Origin of the sequence: uncultured Pontibacter sp., from assembly GCF_947495565.1 — a bacterium.
Classification (GTDB): Bacteria; Bacteroidota; Bacteroidia; order Cytophagales; family Hymenobacteraceae; genus Pontibacter.
The window spans coordinates 152,137-172,215 of the sequence record NZ_CANLZM010000011.1; the positions used below are offsets into that span (position 1 = coordinate 152,137).

General features: G+C 43.7%; 18 protein-coding genes. 13 read left to right on the plus strand and 5 right to left on the minus strand.

What is annotated here, in order from left to right:
* Nucleotides 1–178 precede the first annotated feature (178 nt).
* The 5 genes from Q1B04_RS14590 to rpsF form a co-directional block, all read right to left on the minus strand.
* On the minus strand, nucleotides 179–2,245 hold the full coding sequence (locus Q1B04_RS14590) for a thioredoxin domain-containing protein (protein WP_299760022.1): 2,067 nt from the start codon (nucleotides 2,243–2,245) through the stop codon (nucleotides 179–181).
* Between the two features lie 179 nt (nucleotides 2,246–2,424).
* Entirely contained in the window at nucleotides 2,425–3,405 is a 981-nt protein-coding gene (locus tag Q1B04_RS14595; protein WP_299760024.1) for a GSCFA domain-containing protein, read from the minus strand.
* A gap of 99 nt (nucleotides 3,406–3,504) precedes the next feature.
* Nucleotides 3,505–3,948, minus strand: a complete 444-nt coding sequence (gene rplI / locus Q1B04_RS14600) for a 50S ribosomal protein L9 (protein ID WP_299760026.1) — start codon at nucleotides 3,946–3,948, stop codon at nucleotides 3,505–3,507.
* A 12-nt stretch (nucleotides 3,949–3,960) separates the two neighbouring features.
* Complete coding sequence (gene rpsR, locus Q1B04_RS14605; protein ID WP_007652662.1) at nucleotides 3,961–4,212, minus strand: 30S ribosomal protein S18; 252 nt, start codon at nucleotides 4,210–4,212, stop codon at nucleotides 3,961–3,963.
* Nucleotides 4,212–4,580, minus strand: coding sequence for a 30S ribosomal protein S6 (rpsF, locus tag Q1B04_RS14610; protein WP_299760031.1), 369 nt, complete (start codon nucleotides 4,578–4,580; stop codon nucleotides 4,212–4,214). The genes rpsR and rpsF overlap by 1 nt, the downstream gene beginning before the upstream one ends.
* Nucleotides 4,581–5,146: 566 nt before the next feature.
* Between rpsF and Q1B04_RS14615 the strand changes: the two genes are divergently transcribed.
* The 13 genes from Q1B04_RS14615 (at nucleotide 5,147) to Q1B04_RS14675 (ending at nucleotide 20,078) form a co-directional block, all read left to right on the plus strand.
* Complete coding sequence (locus Q1B04_RS14615) at nucleotides 5,147–6,418, plus strand: cytochrome c3 family protein (RefSeq protein ID WP_366524707.1); 1,272 nt, start codon at nucleotides 5,147–5,149, stop codon at nucleotides 6,416–6,418.
* A 44-nt stretch (nucleotides 6,419–6,462) separates the two neighbouring features.
* Entirely contained in the window at nucleotides 6,463–9,450 is a 2,988-nt protein-coding gene (locus tag Q1B04_RS14620) for a TAT-variant-translocated molybdopterin oxidoreductase (protein WP_299760033.1), read from the plus strand.
* 20 nt (nucleotides 9,451–9,470) lie between these two features.
* Nucleotides 9,471–10,901, plus strand: coding sequence for an NrfD/PsrC family molybdoenzyme membrane anchor subunit (gene nrfD, locus Q1B04_RS14625; RefSeq protein ID WP_299760035.1), 1,431 nt, complete (start codon nucleotides 9,471–9,473; stop codon nucleotides 10,899–10,901).
* A complete protein-coding gene (locus Q1B04_RS14630; RefSeq protein ID WP_299760038.1) occupies nucleotides 10,894–11,418 on the plus strand; it encodes a DUF3341 domain-containing protein in 525 nt (174 codons plus the stop codon). Before nrfD ends, Q1B04_RS14630 begins: the two co-directional genes overlap by 8 nt.
* Nucleotides 11,418–12,083, plus strand: coding sequence for a cytochrome c (locus tag Q1B04_RS14635; RefSeq protein ID WP_299760040.1), 666 nt, complete (start codon nucleotides 11,418–11,420; stop codon nucleotides 12,081–12,083). Before Q1B04_RS14630 ends, Q1B04_RS14635 begins: the two co-directional genes overlap by 1 nt.
* Before the next feature lie 25 nt (nucleotides 12,084–12,108).
* Nucleotides 12,109–13,380, plus strand: a complete 1,272-nt coding sequence (locus Q1B04_RS14640) for a quinol:cytochrome C oxidoreductase (protein ID WP_299760042.1) — start codon at nucleotides 12,109–12,111, stop codon at nucleotides 13,378–13,380.
* Between the two features lie 24 nt (nucleotides 13,381–13,404).
* Complete coding sequence (locus Q1B04_RS14645) at nucleotides 13,405–14,475, plus strand: cytochrome c oxidase subunit II (RefSeq protein ID WP_299760044.1); 1,071 nt, start codon at nucleotides 13,405–13,407, stop codon at nucleotides 14,473–14,475.
* 20 nt (nucleotides 14,476–14,495) lie between these two features.
* Nucleotides 14,496–16,322, plus strand: a complete 1,827-nt coding sequence (locus tag Q1B04_RS14650) for a cbb3-type cytochrome c oxidase subunit I (protein WP_299760046.1) — start codon at nucleotides 14,496–14,498, stop codon at nucleotides 16,320–16,322.
* Nucleotides 16,323–16,327: 5 nt separating this feature from the next.
* Nucleotides 16,328–17,404 carry a COX15/CtaA family protein gene (locus Q1B04_RS14655; protein WP_299760048.1) on the plus strand — a complete coding sequence of 359 codons (1,077 nt, stop codon included), beginning with the start codon at nucleotides 16,328–16,330 and terminating at the stop codon, nucleotides 17,402–17,404.
* A gap of 41 nt (nucleotides 17,405–17,445) precedes the next feature.
* Nucleotides 17,446–18,300 carry a heme o synthase gene (gene cyoE / locus Q1B04_RS14660; RefSeq protein WP_299760050.1) on the plus strand — a complete coding sequence of 285 codons (855 nt, stop codon included), beginning with the start codon at nucleotides 17,446–17,448 and terminating at the stop codon, nucleotides 18,298–18,300.
* Between the two features lie 8 nt (nucleotides 18,301–18,308).
* Complete coding sequence (locus Q1B04_RS14665; protein WP_299760052.1) at nucleotides 18,309–18,893, plus strand: cytochrome c oxidase subunit 3; 585 nt, start codon at nucleotides 18,309–18,311, stop codon at nucleotides 18,891–18,893.
* A gap of 23 nt (nucleotides 18,894–18,916) precedes the next feature.
* Complete coding sequence (locus tag Q1B04_RS14670; RefSeq protein WP_299760054.1) at nucleotides 18,917–19,663, plus strand: cytochrome c oxidase subunit 3; 747 nt, start codon at nucleotides 18,917–18,919, stop codon at nucleotides 19,661–19,663.
* A 70-nt stretch (nucleotides 19,664–19,733) separates the two neighbouring features.
* Nucleotides 19,734–20,078, plus strand: coding sequence for a cytochrome C oxidase subunit IV family protein (locus Q1B04_RS14675; RefSeq protein ID WP_299760056.1), 345 nt, complete (start codon nucleotides 19,734–19,736; stop codon nucleotides 20,076–20,078).
* Nucleotide 20,079 lies beyond the last annotated feature (1 nt).

A 20,079-nucleotide genomic window follows, 5' to 3' on the forward strand; every position in this document is an offset into this window, starting at 1 on the left:
GATTAGCTGTTAGTTAGTGCCCCTAAATTACACATTTACAGGAACAGACGAAAACACCTTAGCCGAAGTAACAACAGAAATAGACAAGCAGCAACAGATTTGCGCTTAATCACAACTGTTGAGCGGTAGATAGATTTGGCGATGTATTACAATCTTAGGTATGCTACTCTGCGGCAACCTATAGCGACGGGAATTTCGGTTGCTGCTCAGCTTCCTTCAGTTGCTTTAGTGCCTCTGCAGCCGTGTGTACCGGAAACTGACAGGTTCTGTTATAGCAGACGTACACAGTAGTTTTTCCGTTGATGGCCACCCTGTGCTCTAACAGCGGGATATTGTTACTTTCAGGAGTAGTGGTGCCTGCCATAATGGTATTAGGAAGGTAGAACGAGGTGAGTTCAGCGCGCATTTCAGGTGCTTCAGGGCCAACAATCGCTATCTCGGCGGTAGGTGTAAGCTTGTGAAAGTATAAACTAGCCCAATTGCTCAGGTGTGAAGGCTCTTTTAGCAGCAAATCTTTTACCCTTGTCAGCATTTCGGTTGAGAGAGCCGCGTAATGCTCTTCATCAAAGTATAAATGTAGCATGTGCAGGTTTGTCGCCATCACGGAGTTGGAGGAGGGAATCACATTATCAAACAACTCTTTCTTGCGGGCGATTAGTTGTGCTGTGTTTTTATCTGTGTAGAAAAACAGCTTTTCTGTCTCATCAAAGAAGTTTTCTAAAGTATAATCGGTCAGATGTTTAGCCTCCAGCAGCCACTTCTTATCAAATGTCACCTCGTACACACGCATAAAAGCACGAATCAGCAGCGCGTAGTCATCCAAAAAACCATCAATGGTGGCTTTCCCGTTTTTATAGTTGTGGTAGAGTTTATCTTCTTTTTTGAGGTGCTCAAGTATAAAATGGGCATTTTTAAGTGCCAGCTCCATAAAATGCTTGTTCCCGAAAACATAGTATGCATCTGCCAGCCCTTTAAGCATCAGCGCGTTCCAGGAAGTGAGCACCTTGTCATCCAAACCGGGGCGGATGCGGTTGGCGCGGACATCCATCAGCTTCTGTTTCCAGGTTTGCACCATCTCCTCCAGCACATCCATCTCCAGCTCATTTTCTCTGGCAAACTTCTCGTCTGTAATGCGGCGGTATAGGATATTACGGCCGTGCTCAAAGTTTCCGGAGGCTGAGGCGTGGTAGTATTTCGAGAAAATAGGCTCCTCATCACCTAAAATTTCGTGCAGCTCATCCTTCGTGAAAGTATAAAACTTACCTTCCTCGCCCTCACTATCAGCATCCAAAGAAGAGTAGAAGCCTCCTTCTGGGCTCATCAACTCACGTTCCACAAAGTTTATCGTTTCGTAAACCACATCGTGGTACAGCGGTTCGCGGGTTGCCTGGTAAGCTTCTGCATACAAGCTTATTAGTTGCCCGTTGTCATACAGCATCTTTTCAAAATGCGGCACAAGCCAATCTGCATCTACTGAATAGCGCGCAAAGCCACCACCAATCTGATCATAAATGCCGCCATATGCCATTTCGCGCAGCGTGAGGTGCAGGTGGTTAAGTATGGTCTGGTCGCTGGTGTGATGATGGTAACGGAGCAGAAAGAGGTAGTTGCTGGGCATCGGGAATTTAGGCGCATCGCCTAAGCCGCCCTTTTTTCTGTCGAACTGCTTGCTCAGATTATGACCGATCAGTTTAAAGTCCTCCTCCCGGATGTGGTGATTCTGTTGCTGCAGCCCGTGCTTCTCCAACTCGTTCCGGTTAAGATGCTGCACAAACTGTTCAGCGGATTCGTTCAGCTCACTGCGGTTTTTCTCGTAAGCCTGCGCAATACTGTGGAGTAGCGCCTTCCACTGCTGAGGAGGAAAGTAAGTGCCTCCATAAAAAGGCTTTGCCTCTGAGTTTAGAAACACATTGAGCGGCCATCCGCCTTGCAGTCCCATCGCATGCAGCGCATCCATGTACACAGCGTCCACGTCAGGGCGTTCTTCCCGGTCCACTTTTATGCACACAAAATGCTTATTCATGACTTCGGCTATACTTTTCTGCTCAAAGGACTGATGCTCCATTACATGGCACCAGTGGCAGGCTGCGTAGCCAATGCTAACTAAAATCGACTTTTCTTCCTGACGGGCTTTCTGAAGCGCTTCTTCGCCCCAAGGGTACCAGTCTACAGGGTTGTAAGCGTGCTGCAGCAGGTAGGGGCTGCTCTCATGTATAAGTCGGTTGGTTTTTGTGTCTCCTGCCATAGCTCTAGTCGGTTAGCGGAAAGGCACAGGAGGTGGCTATACTTGCCAATTCTGATAGTTGGGAATGTTGCCTTACTTACAGTGGCTCAACTGATTTTAAGCTGCGCCGCAAGTATAAAACCTGTGCCTTTTGCTTTATTTCTACGCACAAGACAGGTAAAAGTGTTTAGCCGGTAAAGCTAATGGGTAAGTTGTTTCTGGAGAACCTCGGTTTCGCTTTTAACATTGATTTTGTACTGCTGCTCCAGGGCCTTTACCTGTGCTAAAGTACTGTGAAGGAATTTTTGGTGCGCGTCTGAGTGAGGGTGGAACGGCCTGTGCGCCACGGCACGCTGTATTTTCTCCCATTTCAGCATAAACTGACGGAACTCTAAAGTATAAAAAGCATCCACAAATTTCTGCCAGATGTAATCTTCTGCCAGTGGGGTAGGGTGCAGCATGTCCTCCTTGTAAAAGCGGTAATCGCGCAGGTCATCCATCATGATTTCGTAAGCCGGGAAGTATAAAACCTCCTGGTGCGCCTCTTTCAGCCGGTGGCACAGCAGCCGCAGACTCGCCTTACTCACGCTGTTCATTTCTATAGACTCCTTAATGTGCCTGACCGGACTCACTGTTAGCAGCACTTTTATACTTGGGTTTACCTGCTTTATCTGGCCTAGCATTTCATCAAAAGCATGTTGCATTTCCTCCATGGAGAGCAGCTCACGCTTAAAGTTGCTGGAAGGTAACTTATGGCAGTTTGCCACTACCTTTCCTGTGCTATGCAACCGGTAGGCGATAGCTGTACCCAAGGTTATGATCAGGAGCGATGCTGTTTGCAGCTGCTGTGCGCTTTGCTGTAGCCGCTCCTGTATTGTTTGCAGCAGCTCTGCCTTATTTGTATTAGAGAGGGAGGAGTGCAGATCGTAAGCATACCAGATGCCGTTTTGCTGCACGAGGTGCTCTTCAAAAGTATAAGTTTGGCCAGCAGCGGCTTTCAGCAGTAGGGCAACAGAATTTGGGTTAAATATGGTGCCAAAGGGATTTACCACTACATCAGCCTTGTGCTGCTGCAACTTACTACCAATAACATCTGCAAAACAGGAGCCAACGGTAAGCACTTTGTGCTGCAAGGAAAGATCAAGGCCAGCGTGTGGCACCTGTACTTGGGTCCGGAACATATAGTGGTGGCTTTTAAACTGATTATACGTGTAATATGGCAAAAAAAAGCGTCCTGCCGGTGGGGCAGGACGCTTTTGAAATGTTATCTTCAGTAAAGCTTATTCAGCAACTACCTTAAAGTTAACCTGGTGCTTCACTTCTTTGTGCAGGTTCAGCGTAGCGGTGTAGTCGCCGGCTGTTTTCACGTCCTGGTCAAAAGAAATACGCTTGCGGTCTACATCAAATCCTTTGGCCTTCAGGGCTTCAGAAAGTTGGTTAGTAGTTACAGAACCGAAAATTTTACCAGTTTCACCTACTTTAGCAGGAAGCTCAAGTGTGATGCCGCCGATGCTGTTAGCCAGCTCCTGCGCGTCATTCTGGATTTTCTCAGCTTTGTGAGCAGCCTGACGAATGTTCTCAGCCACTACTTTTCTGCTTGATTTATCAGCGATAACTGCCAGACCCTGTGGGATAAGGTAGTTACGGCCGTAACCTGGCTTTACTTCAACAATGTCGTTTTTGTAGCCGAGGCCTTTAACGTCGTCTCTAAGTATTACTTCCATCGTTCGACCTCCTTATTTTAAAGAATCCGTTACATAAGGTAAAATGGCAAGGTGTCTTGCTCTGGCAACCGCCTGAGACACTTTGCGCTGAAACTTAAGGCTAGTGCCTGTAAGTCTTCTTGGAAGGATTTTACCCTGCTCGTTCACGAACTTAAGCAGGAAGTTACCATCCTTATAGTCGATATACTTAATACCGCTCTTCTTGAAACGGCAGTATTTCTGACGGTTTTCTTGTTTGTGTACTCTTTCGTTAACTAAGCTCATTATCCTTTTACCTCCTCTTTTTTAGCTTGTGATTTGAACTCGCCATTTCTTCTGCGCTCGTTGTAAGCCACAGCGTGCTTATCAAGGGCAGTTGTTAAGAAACGAACTACTTTTTCATCACGGCGATAAGCCAGTTCAAGAGCGTCTATAGCGTTTGTAGGCGCTTTGAATTCAACCAGGTGATAAAAACCTGTAGACTTCTTCTGGATAGGATAAGCCAGTTTACGAAGACCCCAGTTTTCTTCGTGAATAATGTCGGCGCCATTTTCCTTTAGCACCTCTCTGAACTTCTCGACCGTTTCCTGCATCTGAGTCTCGTTCAGCAACGGAGTCAGGATGAAGACAGTTTCGTAATTTCTCAATTCCATCGGTTCGATTTATGGTTATAATTTTAGCCTGCAAAGGTAAGGGACTAATCTCAAATTAACAATAGCTAAGTATATAATTAAGTAAAGCGTGAGCAAAAGCGAGTAAGCATATGTAGCAAAATTACACCTTATATATATAGGAGTATAAATGATGCATCAAGTAAAGGCACCTTATCGAATATCATTTTAACTTTTACAGAATAATTCTGTTCAATTTATACTTAAGTAAACACAAGTATAAATAACCCAAATAAGGTTATAGATGATTGTGATAAAGTTGTATGGTATATGATTTTTTTTATAAACAAGTATGAGCCGGGAAGGTTGACCTATTTAGAAAGGTTATAAATAAAGATGCCCTAAATGCTTGAAAAATGGCTTTTTTGCTACTAAAGTATGGCTTGGGAGTGGGCGCCCCTGCTGATGCCAAATAATAAACTATTCTGTTTGAATAATGGAATTCGCATAGTAGATTTGTGCCCGTAAAGTAATTTCACCATATCATATACTAAACACAAGTGATCTTGGCTATGATTAGCTGTATACTTAAAACTCAATCCAAAATTTTGTACACCTTCCTGTTGGCCCTGGTGGTTTCGTTTGGTGCATTTGCACAAGAAGCCAGCGAGCAGGCAGAGATAGCTCAGAAAGGCGTTACGCCCGGAGCTACAGAAGGTGCGGAAGTGTCTACCGGAGATCCAGCAGTAATTTCAGCAGGGGAGGCTCTTTTTAAAAACAACTGTGCCGTTTGTCACTCTGCCGGAGGCGACGTTATCGTAGGCCCTGGCCTGCAAGGCGTAACAGACAAACGCAGCGAATCTTGGCTAATCAGCTGGATCAAGAACTCTCAGGCGCTAATCCAGTCAGGAGATGCTGACGCAGTAGCTGTTTATAACGAGTACAACAAGCAGGCAATGCCTTCTTTTGCGTTCTCTGATGATGAGGTGAAATCTATACTTGCTTACATCGAGTCTGGGCAAGGCGTAGTTTCCGCTCCGTCAGAAGGAGTGCCTGGCGCTACTGCCGGTGAGAACGTTGGCACAGATGCTATTGGTGCCGTTGGCGGTTACCTGGATATCGTGTTGGTAGTGTTGATTATCGTGCTGATCGTGCTGGTGGTAACACTCTTGCTGATCGCGTCTTTAATGAAGAACTACCTGAACCAAAACCGCAAGCTTAACGAGTATGATGCCGAGATCGTTAACCAGCGTTTTGACTTCTCTAAAATATATAAGTCGAAAGCTGTTCGTACGCTTGTTGTGCTGATTTTTGTCGTGGTTCTCCTGGACCTGACAATTGATAAGGTGATGGGTGTTGGTATTCAGCAAGGCTATGCGCCGAAGCAGCCAATTGCTTTCTCGCACAAACTGCACGCCGGTGAGCATCAGATCAACTGTAACTACTGCCACACAACTGTATACGAAAGCAAAAGCGCAAGCATCCCTTCTGCCAACATCTGTATGAACTGCCACAGCCAGATTAAAACGGAGTCTGCTGAGATTCAGAAGATTTACAGAGCGATTGAGCGCAATGAGCCTATTCAGTGGGTGCGTATACATAACCTGCCTGACCTGGCATACTTTAACCACTCTCAGCACACGCAGGTGGGTGGCGTAGAGTGCCAGACATGTCATGGTCCTATTGAAGAAATGGATGTGGTTTACCAGTATTCACCACTTACAATGGGTTGGTGTATCGACTGTCACCGTGAAACGCCTTTGAACACAGAGGGTAACGGTTACTACGATAATTTAGTGGAACTGCATGAGGCTTCATCTAAAGGTGCCTTCACGGTGTCATCTAACGGTGGTACGGAGTGTTCTAAGTGTCACTACTAATCAATCTCTATTTCAACTAAGCATTCGAGTTTTCTAGATATAATATGCAAGACAGAATAAAATACTGGAAAGGAATTGAGGAGCTGGAAAATGCTCCGGAATTCGAGAAGCATGCTCATAATGAGTTTCCAGAATTCCTGCCGGTGAACGAACTGGAGGGAGGAGAGTCTTCAAATGGCAAAACACGCCGCCGCGATTTCCTGAAGCTGTTAGGATTTAGTATGGCAGCCGTATCACTGGCCTCTTGCGAAGCCCCGGTACGTAAAGCTATTCCATACTTAAACAAACCAGTAGATGTGGAGCCGGGTGTTGCGAACTGGTATGCCTCTACTTTTTACCTGAATGGAGATTACAACAGTATACTTGTAAAGACCCGTGAAGGAAGACCGATTAAGATTGAGCCAAACCCAAGCTCAGGGTTAACGCCACTAGGCACTAGTCCGAAAGCACAAGGCTCTTTAATGGGCTTATATGACAATAACCGCCTGCGCTTCCCGCTTATTGCCGGTAAAGAGGCTAAATGGGAGGATGTAGATAAGCAGATTAAGTCTCGCCTAGCCAACGTGAGTGGCAAAGTGGCTTTTGTATCTTCTACTATCATCAGCCCTTCTACTAAGAGATTAATTGATGAGTTCGGATCCCGCTTCGGCAATTTCGAACATGTAACGTATGACGCAAATTCTGCCTCAGCTCTATTACAGGCTAATGGCGGCGTTATACCTGGCTACGACTTCAGCAAGGCTAACATCATAGTTGGTATCAATGCTGACTTCCTTGGAACGTGGGTAGCCCCTGTTCCTTTCGCAAAGCAGTACATCCAAACCAGAAAGGTAGATGCGGATAACCCGTCTATGTCACGTCACTATCAGTTCGAGACAATGCTGTCGCTGACTGGTTCTAATGCTGACGTACGTGTTCCGATCAAACCATCTGAAGAAGCTGCTTTTGTTACGGCGCTACACAATGCAGTAACAGGGCAAGGTGCTTCTTCAGGGTCTGCAGCTGATGCCAAAGTAATGGCAGCTGTTGTTAAAGACCTGCAGGCAAACAGAGGCAAAGCGCTTGTAGTATGCGGTTCAAACGATCCGGGTATTCAGGCGATGGTGAAAGCTATCAATACTGCTCTAGGTGCTGAAGGAACTACAATTGACACTGCTGCTCCTTACTTTGTTAAACAAGGTAACGATGCTGCTATGATTCGCCTGATTGAAGAGATGAATGCTGGTTCTGTAGGAGCTGTGTTCTTCTTCAACGCGAACCCAGCTTATAACCACCCGCTTGCCGCAAGAGTGGTATCAGGATTGAAAAAAGTAGGCTTGAAAGTATCTTTTGCTGATAGAGTAGAGGAGACGGCCAAGTTTGCAGATTTTGTAACTCCGGATCATCATTACCTGGAGTCTTGGAACGATTTTGAGCCGAAGCGTGGCTATATCAGCCTTTCTCAGCCAGTAATCAGCCCTATCTTCACAACACGTCAGATGCAGGACAGCCTGTTAGTGTGGAGTGATCAGCAAACAAACTTCTACGAGTACATGCGCAACAACTGGAGATCAGTTGCGAGCGGAGACTTTAATAAGTTCTGGGAGAAAGCTGTGCATGATGGTGTGCTTGAGAACGGCACAAGCATGCTTCAGGTAAGCACCTCTACGGCTACAGCTTCTACTTCAGTAAGAAAAATACAACCGGCTGGTGTTGAGGCTGTGCTTTATGAGAAAGTAAGCATCGGTACTGGCGAAATGATCAACAACCCTTGGCTGCAGGAACTTCCGGATCCGGTTTCCAAAGCAACTTGGGGCAACTATGTGGCCGTTCCTCGTCTAATGGCTGAGGAAATGCAGGTTGTACAAGGAGATGTACTGAAAGTTACTTTTGCTAACAACGAAAGCATAGAACTGCCTGCGTTAATACAACCAGGTCAGGCAAACGGTACTGTAGCTATTGCCATGGGTTATGGCCGTGATTTGGAAGCTATGCCAGTTGCAAACGGTTTAGGTGCAAATGCTTATCCTATAGCAACGGTTGCTGATAACGCAGTATTGTATACCAGCGGAGTTAAGCTTGAGAAAACAAATGCTACGTCTCCGATTGCACAAACACAAACGCACCATACTATTATGGATCGTATTGTTGTGCAGGAAAACACCTTAGCTAAGTATAAAGAAAATCCTAAAGAGGTAACTAAGTATATTCGTCTTGCCACGCATGAAGGCCCGGCGAAACCAGCTACCATCTCACTATGGGATGATTATGAGTACAAAAACCACCATTGGGGAATGGTTATCGACCTTAACTCATGCATTGGCTGTGGTTCTTGTACTATGAGCTGTAATGTAGAAAACAACATTCCGGTAGTAGGTAAAGCAGAAGTGCTGAACAGACGCGAAATGCACTGGATGCGTATCGACAGGTACTACAGCGCAAAAGAGCATGAAGAGAAAGATTATGCTGAAATGGAGCATCCCGCGGATAATCCTTCAGTTATCTTCCAGCCAATGCTTTGCCAGCACTGTAACCACGCTCCTTGCGAAACTGTTTGCCCGGTAGCTGCTACTATGCACAGCTCAGAAGGTATCAACCAAATGGTTTATAACCGTTGCGTTGGTACACGTTACTGCGCTAACAACTGCCCATACAAAGTACGTCGCTTTAACTGGTTCGCTTACGCCAACAACGACAAGTTCGGTTTCAACGAAACTATGAACAACGATTTGGGCAAGATGGTGCTGAACCCAGATGTAACTGTTCGTACTAGAGGTGTAATGGAGAAATGTTCTTTCTGCGTGCAGCGTGTACAGCTAGGTAAGCTGGAAGCGAAGCGCGAAAACAGAAGACCACAAGATGGAGATATCGTGACCGCCTGTGCACAATCTTGCCCAACAGAAGCTATTGTGTTTGGTGACATGAAAAACCCGGAAAGCCGAATTTCAAAGATTCTGGCTAGACAGCAGGGTGAGCGCGCATTCCACGTTCTGGAGGAGTTAAATACCCAGCCAAACGTAACGTACCTGACTAAAATAAGAAACTTAGCTTAACATTAAATACTGAGAGCTTTATGCAGCATGTATCTCCGATAAGAGAGCCTCTGGTAACAGGGGGGAAAACATACCACGACATCACCGAAGATGTCTGCAGACAAGTGGAGGCAAAGCCCAACGTGCGTTGGGCTGCTGCCCTTGCCGTTGCACTGGTAGGCTTAGCTATATTTATCTACTCTGTTTACCGCACTCTATGGTACGGTATAGGAGAGTGGGGACTTAATAAAACTGTAGGTTGGGCATGGGATATCACCAACTTCGTATGGTGGGTAGGTATCGGTCACGCCGGAACACTAATCTCAGCCATTCTTCTCCTTTTCCGTCAGAAATGGAGAACTTCAATTAACCGTGCGGCTGAGGCGATGACAATTTTTGCCGTAATCTGCGCCGCGATGTTCCCGGTACTACACATGGGCCGCCCATGGTTGGCTTACTGGGTGCTTCCATTGCCAAACACATTCGGTTCATTATGGGTTAACTTTAACTCACCACTACTTTGGGACGTATTCGCGATCTCAACTTATTTCTCAGTATCACTAGTTTTCTGGTACATCGGTCTTATTCCGGATTTCGCAACTATCCGAGACCGTGCGACAGGTCCTATTGCTAGAAGAGCATACGCTGTTCTTTCATTTGGCTGGACTGGTTCTGCTAAAGCTTGGTCGCGTTACGAAACAGTTTCCCTGATTCTTGCTGGCCTTGCTACTCCGTTAGTACTATCTGTGCACACAATCGTATCAATGGACTTTGCAACATCTGTGATTCCAGGCTGGCACACAACGATTTTCCCTCCATACTTTGTGGCTGGTGCGATCTTCTCCGGCTTTGCGATGGTACTTACCTTGATGATTATCACTAGAAAGGTGTTCTTCCTAGAGCATTATATTACCCTTGAGCACGTGGAGTCGATGAACAAGGTAATTATCCTGACGGGGTCAATCGTAGGTGTTGCATACACAACTGAGTTCTTCATTGCTTGGTACTCAGGTGTAGAGTATGAGCAGTACGCCTTTATTAACCGCGCTTTCGGACCTTACTGGTGGGCTTACTGGTCAATGATGACATGTAACGTTATTACTCCTCAGCTTTTCTGGTTCAGAAAAATTAGAAGAAGCTTAACAGCCACATTCATCATCTCAATCTTCGTAAACATTGGTATGTGGTTCGAGCGTTTCGTGATCATCGTAACCTCCCTGCATAGAGATTACCTGCCATCATCGTGGGCAATGTTCTCCCCAACCATGATTGACATTGGGGTTTATGTAGGAACAATTGGCTTGTTCTTTACACTTTTCCTGCTGTTTACCAAGTTTTTCCCAGTAGTGAACATGGCAGAGGTGAAATCTATTCTGAAGTCTTCTTCAGAAGTGAACGCCCACCATGGTAAAGCTGCAACAATGCATGCTACGGACAAGGATTTGAACTCTAATACACATCGCAATGAATAAGAAGTTTGTTCTAGGTATTTATGATGATGAAGATGTGCTGTTAACAGCCATCGAAAATATCCGCGCGGCCGGAACTAATATTTATGAAGTGTTTTCTCCTTACCCAGTACACGGCATTGACGATGTATTAGGCATAAAACGATCAAGATTACCGATTGTAGCATTTTTTGGAGGATTAACCGGAATGTCTTTCGCACTATGGATGCAAATATGGATGATGGGCTTTGACTGGCCGATGATAATTGGTGGTAAACCACACATCTCCCTGCCGTCTTTCATACCAGTTACATTTGAGCTTACGGTTCTTTTCAGTGCCTTCAGCATGGTGATCACATTCTTTATTGTATCTAAACTAAGGCCATCGTTAAAAGTTAATGTATTTGACAAACGCTCTACAGACGATAAATTTGTAATGGCGATAGAAGTGAAGGATGGAGTTACTAATATGGATGCTCTGAATGATCTGCTTCGCTCTAACGGTGCAATTGAAGTTAATGAGAAGGAGGTAGTAAAATAATGAAAAGATTAATAAGAACAGGCTTTAAAGCCTCAGCTATACTTTTCTCTGCTGCAGTTCTCATTTCCTGCAGCAATGAGCAAGACCCAGGGCTGGAATATGCTCCGGATATGTATCATTCAGTTCCACTTGATCCATATTCTCAGATCAAGGAGAACAAGTTTAACCCTGCCGGCATGAATATGCGTGAGCCTGCAAAAGGCTCAGTAGCCCGTGGAAAGCAAGGTTATAACGTCTACCTGACTGAAGATAATGCTGAAACGGCTGGAGTAGAGTTGAAAAACCCACTCACAAAGAATGCAGAAACTCTTGAAGAAGGTAAAATCCTTTATACCCGTTTCTGCTCTCCATGCCATGGCGCAGAAGGAGATGGGCAAGGCCTTGTTGGACAAAAGTTCAAAGGGGTGCCTTCTTATACTGCAGGCCGCGTAGCTGAACTTACAGGAGGCCATATCTATCACGTAATCACTTATGGTAGAGGCCGAATGATGCCTCACGGCTCACAAGTAGACCCTACAGAGCGCTGGAAAATAGTTATGTATGTTCAGCAGCTCCAAAAAGGTGAAACAGGTGCTCCTGTTTCTGATGATGCTTCGGAAGAGGCCGCTAGCGAAGCTGCGGAAACTGGTACCGAAAATCCTGTAACCGGAACTCCTAATAACTAAGTCTAAGGCATAATAATAAAGGATAATGACAGAAGAAAGACTCATCATTTCCAGAAAAACGAACAATAAGTTTTTCTTAATGATAGCTGTAGGTGTAGTTCTACTTATAGCAGGCATCATTTTTATGGCTGCAGGCGGGGGAGCAGAGCATCATGCAGAAGGCCATGGTGAGGCCGCTGCCGCAGGTCATGAAGCTGTTTCATGGACAAAACGTTTGTTCGTGAATCTATGGCTTAATAACGTGTATTTTACAGGTATAGCCCTGGTTGGAACATTCTTCGTAGCAGTACAATATGTCGCTTACGCCGGATGGTCTGTATTGATAAAAAGAATACCCCTGGCATTAAGCTACTTCCTGCCAATCGGAGGTATTGTTATGCTGGTAGTTTTCTTGTTCGGAGGCCATGATGTTTTCCACTGGACACATGAATATCTTTATGATGTAAATGATCCACGCTATGACCCAATCATTGCTGGTAAATCAGGGTATTTGAACTTCTGGTTCTTCCTGATCAGAATGGTTATCTACTTCGCTCTGTGGATTTATTTCTCCATGTGGTTGAGAAGAGAATCAAACAACGAAGACCTGAATGGCGGAACTAACTATTACCACAAGAGTATCCGCATCTCAGCAATGTTCCTGGTAATTTTCGGTATTACTTCTTCAACTGCAGCTTGGGACTGGGTATTGTCAATTGATACACACTGGTTCTCAACAATGTTTGGTTGGTATGTGTTCGCCAGCTGGTGGGTATCAGGCCTTGCCGCTATTACATTAACAGTAATTATACTTAAGCAGAACGGTTACCTGAAAATGGTTAACTCAAACCACCTGCATGACCTTGGAAAGTTTGTATTTGCATTCTCAATTTTCTGGACATACATCTGGTTCTCTCAATTCCTGCTTTACTGGTATGCAAACATTCCGGAGGAGTCGATCTATTTCATTGAAAGACTTAGCGGAAACGAAGGTCACTATACTTGGATCTTCTTTATGAATCTGATTGTAAACTTTGTATTCCCATTCCTTGTTCTGATGACGAGAGATGCAAAGCGTCAGATGATCATGCTAAAAATAGTTACTATTGCTATTCTTGTGGGGCACTGGTTTGATTTCTACCTGATGATGATGCCTGGAACATTACGTACCGGCGCAGGGTTAGGATTCATGGAATTGGGTACTGCACTTATCTTCTTAGGCGTGTTCTTGCTGGCTTTCACCAAAGGACTTTCAAAAGTTTCTCTGGTGCCTGTTAATCACCCGTTCCTGGAGGAGAGTGTTCACCATCATGTTTAGAGACTATACTAAAAGCGTTATAAAATGATTACGATCGCCATTGGTTTATCCATTGTTCTATTACTGGTTATTCTTTTCCTGCTTTTCAGGATTGGAACGCTGTCATCAATCTTTAGAGGTTCTTCAGAGCGTGCGGCCGGTACAACAAAAATAAGTAACCGTGTTAACGGTACACTTCTTCTGCTCTTCCTGATTTTAGGAGGAGCGGCGTTTGCATGGTCTTTTGCAGATGCTTGGGATGAAATGAATCTTCCTTTGGGCTCTGTGCATGGAGAATGGACAGATAACCTGTTCTGGACTACTATGATCATCATCGGAATAGTGTTCATTATCACGCAAGTGCTATTATTCTTATATTCATATAAGTATCAGCACCAAGATGATAAGCGCGCTTATTACTACCCTCATAACAACAAACTGGAAATTATCTGGACGATGATTCCTGCAGTTGTAATGGCAGTATTAGTTTTCGGCGGCTGGAAAACCTGGACAAATATAACTAGTGCAGCTCCTGAAGATGCTGTTGTAGTTGAAGTAATGGGGAAGCAGTTTAACTGGATGGTTAGATACCCAGGTGCTGATGGCAAGCTTGGTGTCGCAAAACATACATTGATCGATGCCACAAACGAAATGGGTGTTGATTTCAGTGATCCAAATGCTATGGACGACTTTATGCCACGTGAGATCCACGTTCCAAAGGGAAAGCCGGTCCTGTTGAAGATCAGATCTAGAGACGTAATCCATAGTGTTTTCATGCCGCACTTCCGCCTTAAAATGGATGCTGTACCAGGCATGCCAACCAAGTTCTGGTTTGTACCGACTAAAACAACTAACGAGATGGCTAACGAGACAGGAAACCCTGATTTCAAGTATGAGCTAGCTTGTACTGAAATCTGCGGACGCGGTCACTTTGCGATGCGTTTTATAGTTGTAGTTGATGAGCCAGAGGATTACGAAGCTTGGTTAGCTGATCAGACTCCTTTTGTAGAGCAGAATCCACAGGTGTTAGCTAAGTTATCAACTAAAGCATCTAAAGAACTTGTAGCTGAAGCACACTCGGAGGAGAAGGCTGAAGTAGTAAAAACTGAGTTGTAGCATTTTAATTAATACTGACTATGTCTAGTACAGATATTTCGATTAATAAGGATGTGCATCATGCTCATGAAGAGCATGACCATCATCATGATCAAAACTTTTTTGAAAAGTATGTATTTAGCCTAGACCATAAGGTAATTGCTAAGCAATTCCTCTTCATGGGTATTTTCTGGGCTTTTGTAGGTGGATTCCTATCTATACTTTTCCGACTCCAGTTAGGCTGGCCAGAAGCTACTTTTACATTTTTAGAGCCTATATTAGGCGGCTGGATTGAAAACGGTAAGCTGAATCCAGAATTTTATCTTGCGTTAGTGACAATGCACGGTACCATCATGGTGTTCTTCGTGTTGACAGCAGGATTAAGTGGTACATTCAGTAACTTTCTGATTCCGCTTCAGCTTGGTGCCCGTGATATGGCATCAGGGTTCATGAACATGCTCTCTTTCTGGATTTTCTTCTTGTCGAGTGTGGTTATGTTTATCTCTCTGTTCTTAGAAACTGGCCCTGCGGCTGGTGGATGGACAGTGTACCCGCCTTTAAGTGCTCTACCAGAAGCTATTCAAGGTTCTGGAGATGGTATGAGCATGTGGCTTGTAGCAATGGCTCTTTTCATTGTATCTCAGCTTTTAGGTGGTGTAAATTATATCACGACAATAATCAACCTCCGTACAAGAGGTATGTCCATGACTAAAATGCCTCTTACAATTTGGGCATTTTTCCTGACAGCTATTTTAGGACTTCTTGCTTTCCCGGTACTGTTCTCTGCAGCTCTTTTGCTGATTTTTGACCGTAGCTTCGGAACTAGTTTCTTCCTATCAGATATTTTCATTGCCGGACAAGCATTGTCAAACACAGGTGGTAGCCCGATTCTTTTCCAGCACTTGTTCTGGTTCCTGGGTCACCCAGAGGTATACATTGTAATTATGCCTGCCATGGGTCTAGTGTCTGAAGTAATTGCTACTAACTCGCGTAAGCCAATCTTTGGCTATAGAGCAATGATTGGTTCCCTAATAGGTATCTCTGTTCTATCGTTTGTAGTTTGGGCACACCACATGTTCGTAACAGGTATGAATCCTTTCCTAGGATCTGTATTTATGTTCCTGACATTGATTATTGCTGTGCCTTCTGCAGTTAAAGTGTTTAACTGGATAGCAACTTTGTGGAGAGGTAACATTCGATTCACTACGGCTATGATGTATGCTATTGGTTTCGTGTCTCTTTTCATCTCAGGTGGTTTAACGGGTATTATCTTAGGTAACTCTGCTCTTGATATCCAGCTACATGATACGTACTTTGTTGTTGCCCACTTCCACTTAGTAATGGGTGCTGCAGCGTTCTTTGGTATGTTCTGCGGTGTTTACCACTGGTTCCCTAAGATGTTTGGGCGCATGCTGGATGAAAAGCTAGGATTTGTACACTTCTGGTTGACATTCATTTCAGTTTACCTTGTGTTTATGCCAATGCACTACATTGGTATCGCAGGTTTCCCAAGAAGATACTATAACTGGACTGGTTTTGAGACCTTCAACATCTTTACTGATATGAACACTTTCATCAGTATTGCTGCTATACTAGGCTTTACAGCACAGTTTATATTCCTGTTTAACTTTATCTACAGCATATTTAAAGGTAGAAGAGCTACAGAGAACCCTTGGCATTCAAATACGCTGGAGTGGACTACACCGGTACTTCCTGGACACGGTAACTGGCCAGGCCCACTACCAACTGTATACAGATGGCCATATGACTATAGCAAGCCAGGTGCTGCTGAAGATTACATTCCACAAACAGTCCCTTATTCGCAGACGCAGTCTTCAAACCTGCCAAACGAGAGAGACTTTGAATAAGTAAAATGTTAGTCAAATCTTTTCAGTATAAAAGATTTAGAAATATTGGATTACTGACAGTCTTTGCTGTCTACTTTCTAATATTAGTCGGAGGAGTCGTTAGAAGCACTGGGTCAGGCATGGGATGCCCTGACTGGCCTAAATGCTTCGGCAGTTGGGTTCCTCCGACTGATGTTAGTCAACTTCCGGACGATTACCTGGAAACTTATAAGCAGAAGCGGATTGAGAAGAATCAGAAACTTGCTGGTTTTTTAGAAGATCTAGGGTTTGACAAGGTTTCAGAAACTATCTTTTCTCATCCAAGCCAATATATAGAAACGGAATTTAACGTTACTAAAACTTGGATAGAGTACATCAATCGCCTAGTAGGTGCCTTGATCGGTATATTCATATTTTTAACAGTTGTATATGCTATACCATACCTAAAAGGCGATAAAAGTATTTTCTATCTTGCTTTTGCAAGTTTTCTATTAGTTGGTTTTCAGGGGTGGTTAGGTTCAATTGTAGTTTCTACGAACTTACTGCCAGTAACAATTACAATACACATGGCTTTGGCTCTTGTTATTGTCGCCATGTTACAATACGCAGTCGCCCGGGCTAATAAAGAGATTGAGAAAGCTGACTATAAGTCTTCTCCTAAAATTTACTTATCCCTTTGGGTACTTGGAATATTAACCTTTATTCAAATACTCATCGGAACACAGGTTCGTGAAGAGGTAGACCTAATTTCAACTATGTTGGGAGGTGTTGATAGAGAGCTTTGGGTTGATAGATTGGGGTTAAGTTTTTACATACATCGTTCTTACTCTATATTTTTACTTGCCTTGCACATTTATGTAGCGCTACTGTTGTATAAACTGCAAAACCGAAAGCTGAATAGATTAACAAGTATTATGTTAATTTTAGTAGGTGCAGAAATAGTAATCGGAGTTATGATGGCATATTTTGCTATCCCTCCAATGCTTCAACCACTACACCTTACTTTTGCCGCATTATTGTTTGGTGTACAGTTTCAGCTTCTGATTATTTACAACTATGCCTCTAGCAAGGCTAAAACATCGCGAGTAGTAATTCATAATTGATGTACACTGGTAATTCTGAGATACTACTGCAGTTTTCTACTATGGCTAACAAAGCAACAGCATATTTTCAACTTTTAAAGTTCCGATTAAGTTTAACTGTTGCTTTCTCTAGTGCCATTGGCTTTATATTAGGTTTCCCGAACGCGAGGTGGTATGATATCGCTTTGGTTATGATGGGAGGCATGTTAGTTACGGGTGCTGCCAATATAATTAATCAGATTCTGGAAAAGGATTTGGATAAGCATATGAAACGTACAGCCAAGCGCCCATTACCTACAGGTAGAATTACTGTAGCAGAAGCTGTGGTATTTTGTATTGCACTGGCTGTAGCAGGTACCGTGCTGCTGAGCATTTACTTTAACCCGCTAACTGCTGCCCTGTCTTTGCTGTCCCTAGTACTTTATGGTTTCATCTATACTCCGCTAAAACGTATAAACCCAATATGCGTGTTTGTAGGGGCAATTCCAGGAGCTATGCCTCCACTAATTGGTTGGGTTGCGGCTACAGGTGCTATTGAGATTGAAGCTGTCATATTATTTGGAATTCAATTTTTCTGGCAATTTCCTCATTTTTGGGCAATAGCATGGGTGCTAGATGATGACTATAAAAAGGCTGGTTTTAAGATGCTGCCAATGGCTGGTGGTAAAAACCTTAAAACTGCTATCCAGATAATGAGTTATACATTAGTATTGATACCCATGAGCCTTTTACCTCTGCAATTTGGTATGACAGGTATAACATCAGCTATGATTGCCGTAATTTGTGGAGTCTTGTTCTTGGCTCAAACCTTTTACCTGATGCGTACATGCTCTAAAAAAGCAGCGATGAGTATCATGTTTGGTTCATTTTTATATTTGCCGATAGTGCAGATAGCCTTTGTTTTAGATAAAATTTAGGAATAGCCATGGCTAATTTTCCAATAGAAGATCAAAACAGCCGTACTGGGGTTCACCCATTAAAATTTTCGCTGTGGTTGATTATTATAAGTATTATTATGATGTTTGCAGCTTTTACAAGCGCTTACATTGTAAGAAGAGAAGAAGGGAACTGGTTAGAATTTAATTTACCTAACATTCTGCTGATAAATACCTTCATCATTGTATTAAGCTCTGTTTCTATGCAATTGGCTCATAATGCAGCAAAGCATAACAACATGGGTAAGTTAAAGCTAATGCTTCTTATAACTTTAGGTCTGGGCACTGCTTTTCTGGTAGGGCAGTGGTATGGTTGGGCTGATTTAGTGCAGAATAATATCTATTTCGGAGGCACTGGCAGTAACCCTTCCGGCTCATTTCTGTATGTTCTGACAGGAGTCCATGGATTTCACCTTGTAACAGGGTTAATCTTTGTGCTGATTGTTTTCATGAGTAGTCTAAAGTTTAAGATACATTCTAAAAATATGCTGCGTATACAATTGTGCACGGTTTACTGGCATTTTTTAGGCGGACTTTGGCTATATTTGTACATATTCTTAAGAATAAATCACTAAACACGTTTTTCATTATATAAACTATGTCTACTTCAACTACGCTGGAAGCACCTAATACAGGTACATGGGACGGTGGTAACGAGCCAATGAAAGCGAGCTACGGTAAACTCATGATGTGGTTTTTCCTGCTCTCTGATGCGTTTACTTTTGGTGCCTTTCTAATCGTTTATGGCCTAGCCCGCCACTCACATCTGCCTTACACAGGCGAGCCTGAGGCATTTACATTCTCAACTGAGTGGTGGCCAATACCAGAAAAGGTATTTAATGCCTTCCCTGGGTTTCACGGGGTAGATCTTCCGCTTGCGTTTGTGGCTTTGATGACGATGATTCTCATTCTTAGCTCTGTTACGATGGTGTTAGCTGTAGAAGCTGGTCACCGCATGGATAAGAACGACGTGCAGAAGTGGTTGCTTTGGACAATCTTATTTGGCGCCACGTTCCTTGGATGCCAGGCTTGGGAGTGGAGTCACTTTATATCAGGTACTGAAGAAGGAATGTTACTGGCAGATGGTACACGTATTTTCGGCGCCAATTTAACTGTAAATCAGTATGGCCCTCCATTGTTTGCTGACCTTTTCTTCTTCATCACCGGTTTCCACGGGACACACGTTTTCACAGGATGGATACTTTTGCTTATCATCTTTATCAACACTGTGAACGGAGTTTACCAGAAGCGAGGTCATTATGAAATGGTTGAGAAGGTTGGTCTGTACTGGCACTTTGTAGACCTTGTGTGGGTATTCGTTTTCACATTCTTCTATCTGATCTAATATACAGCAATAGAGTAGTAGCACTGCATGTAAAGCTTGAAGTGCGCCACTTAAAAAATATAATTTGATTATGGCACATCATCATACAGAAAACGATTTTCATAAAGCAGGCGATATTCCAAAGCCGCAGACAAAAGCGATCTGGAAAACATTTGGTATTCTGGTAGGACTAACAGCTGTGGAGTTTCTTTTTGCATTCACTATGGATGCCGGAACTGCTCGTAACGCGATTTTTATTATCCTGACGCTGTTCAAGGCTTTCTATATAGTAGCTGAATTCATGCACCTAAAGCATGAAGCCAAGTCACTTATCTGGTCTATCATTATTCCACTTGCATTAGTTATATGGCTAATGGTAGCCTTGTTGGCAGAGGGTAGCTACTATTACGAGTCTATCACGAATTACTTTAATTAAG

Excerpts from the sequence above, each read along its gene's own strand:
- nrfD (WP_299760035.1), top strand. The coding sequence starts at position 9,471 with ATGCAGCATGTATCTCCGATAAGAGAGCCTCTGGTAACAGGGGGGAAA.
- rpsF (WP_299760031.1), bottom strand. The coding sequence starts at position 4,580 with ATGGAATTGAGAAATTACGAAACTGTCTTCATCCTGACTCCGTTGCTG.
- Q1B04_RS14640 (WP_299760042.1), top strand. The coding sequence starts at position 12,109 with ATGACAGAAGAAAGACTCATCATTTCCAGAAAAACGAACAATAAGTTT.
- Q1B04_RS14620 (WP_299760033.1), top strand. The coding sequence starts at position 6,463 with ATGCAAGACAGAATAAAATACTGGAAAGGAATTGAGGAGCTGGAAAAT.
- Q1B04_RS14635 (WP_299760040.1), top strand. The coding sequence starts at position 11,418 with ATGAAAAGATTAATAAGAACAGGCTTTAAAGCCTCAGCTATACTTTTC.
- Q1B04_RS14665 (WP_299760052.1), top strand. The coding sequence starts at position 18,309 with ATGGCTAATTTTCCAATAGAAGATCAAAACAGCCGTACTGGGGTTCAC.
- Q1B04_RS14655 (WP_299760048.1), top strand. The coding sequence starts at position 16,328 with ATGTTAGTCAAATCTTTTCAGTATAAAAGATTTAGAAATATTGGATTA.
- cyoE (WP_299760050.1), top strand. The coding sequence starts at position 17,446 with ATGGCTAACAAAGCAACAGCATATTTTCAACTTTTAAAGTTCCGATTA.
- rpsR (WP_007652662.1), bottom strand. The coding sequence starts at position 4,212 with ATGAGCTTAGTTAACGAAAGAGTACACAAACAAGAAAACCGTCAGAAA.
- Q1B04_RS14595 (WP_299760024.1), bottom strand. The coding sequence starts at position 3,405 with ATGTTCCGGACCCAAGTACAGGTGCCACACGCTGGCCTTGATCTTTCC.
- Q1B04_RS14650 (WP_299760046.1), top strand. The coding sequence starts at position 14,496 with ATGTCTAGTACAGATATTTCGATTAATAAGGATGTGCATCATGCTCAT.
- Q1B04_RS14630 (WP_299760038.1), top strand. The coding sequence starts at position 10,894 with ATGAATAAGAAGTTTGTTCTAGGTATTTATGATGATGAAGATGTGCTG.
- Q1B04_RS14590 (WP_299760022.1), bottom strand. The coding sequence starts at position 2,245 with ATGGCAGGAGACACAAAAACCAACCGACTTATACATGAGAGCAGCCCC.
- Q1B04_RS14670 (WP_299760054.1), top strand. The coding sequence starts at position 18,917 with ATGTCTACTTCAACTACGCTGGAAGCACCTAATACAGGTACATGGGAC.
- rplI (WP_299760026.1), bottom strand. The coding sequence starts at position 3,948 with ATGGAAGTAATACTTAGAGACGACGTTAAAGGCCTCGGCTACAAAAAC.
- Q1B04_RS14645 (WP_299760044.1), top strand. The coding sequence starts at position 13,405 with ATGATTACGATCGCCATTGGTTTATCCATTGTTCTATTACTGGTTATT.
- Q1B04_RS14675 (WP_299760056.1), top strand. The coding sequence starts at position 19,734 with ATGGCACATCATCATACAGAAAACGATTTTCATAAAGCAGGCGATATT.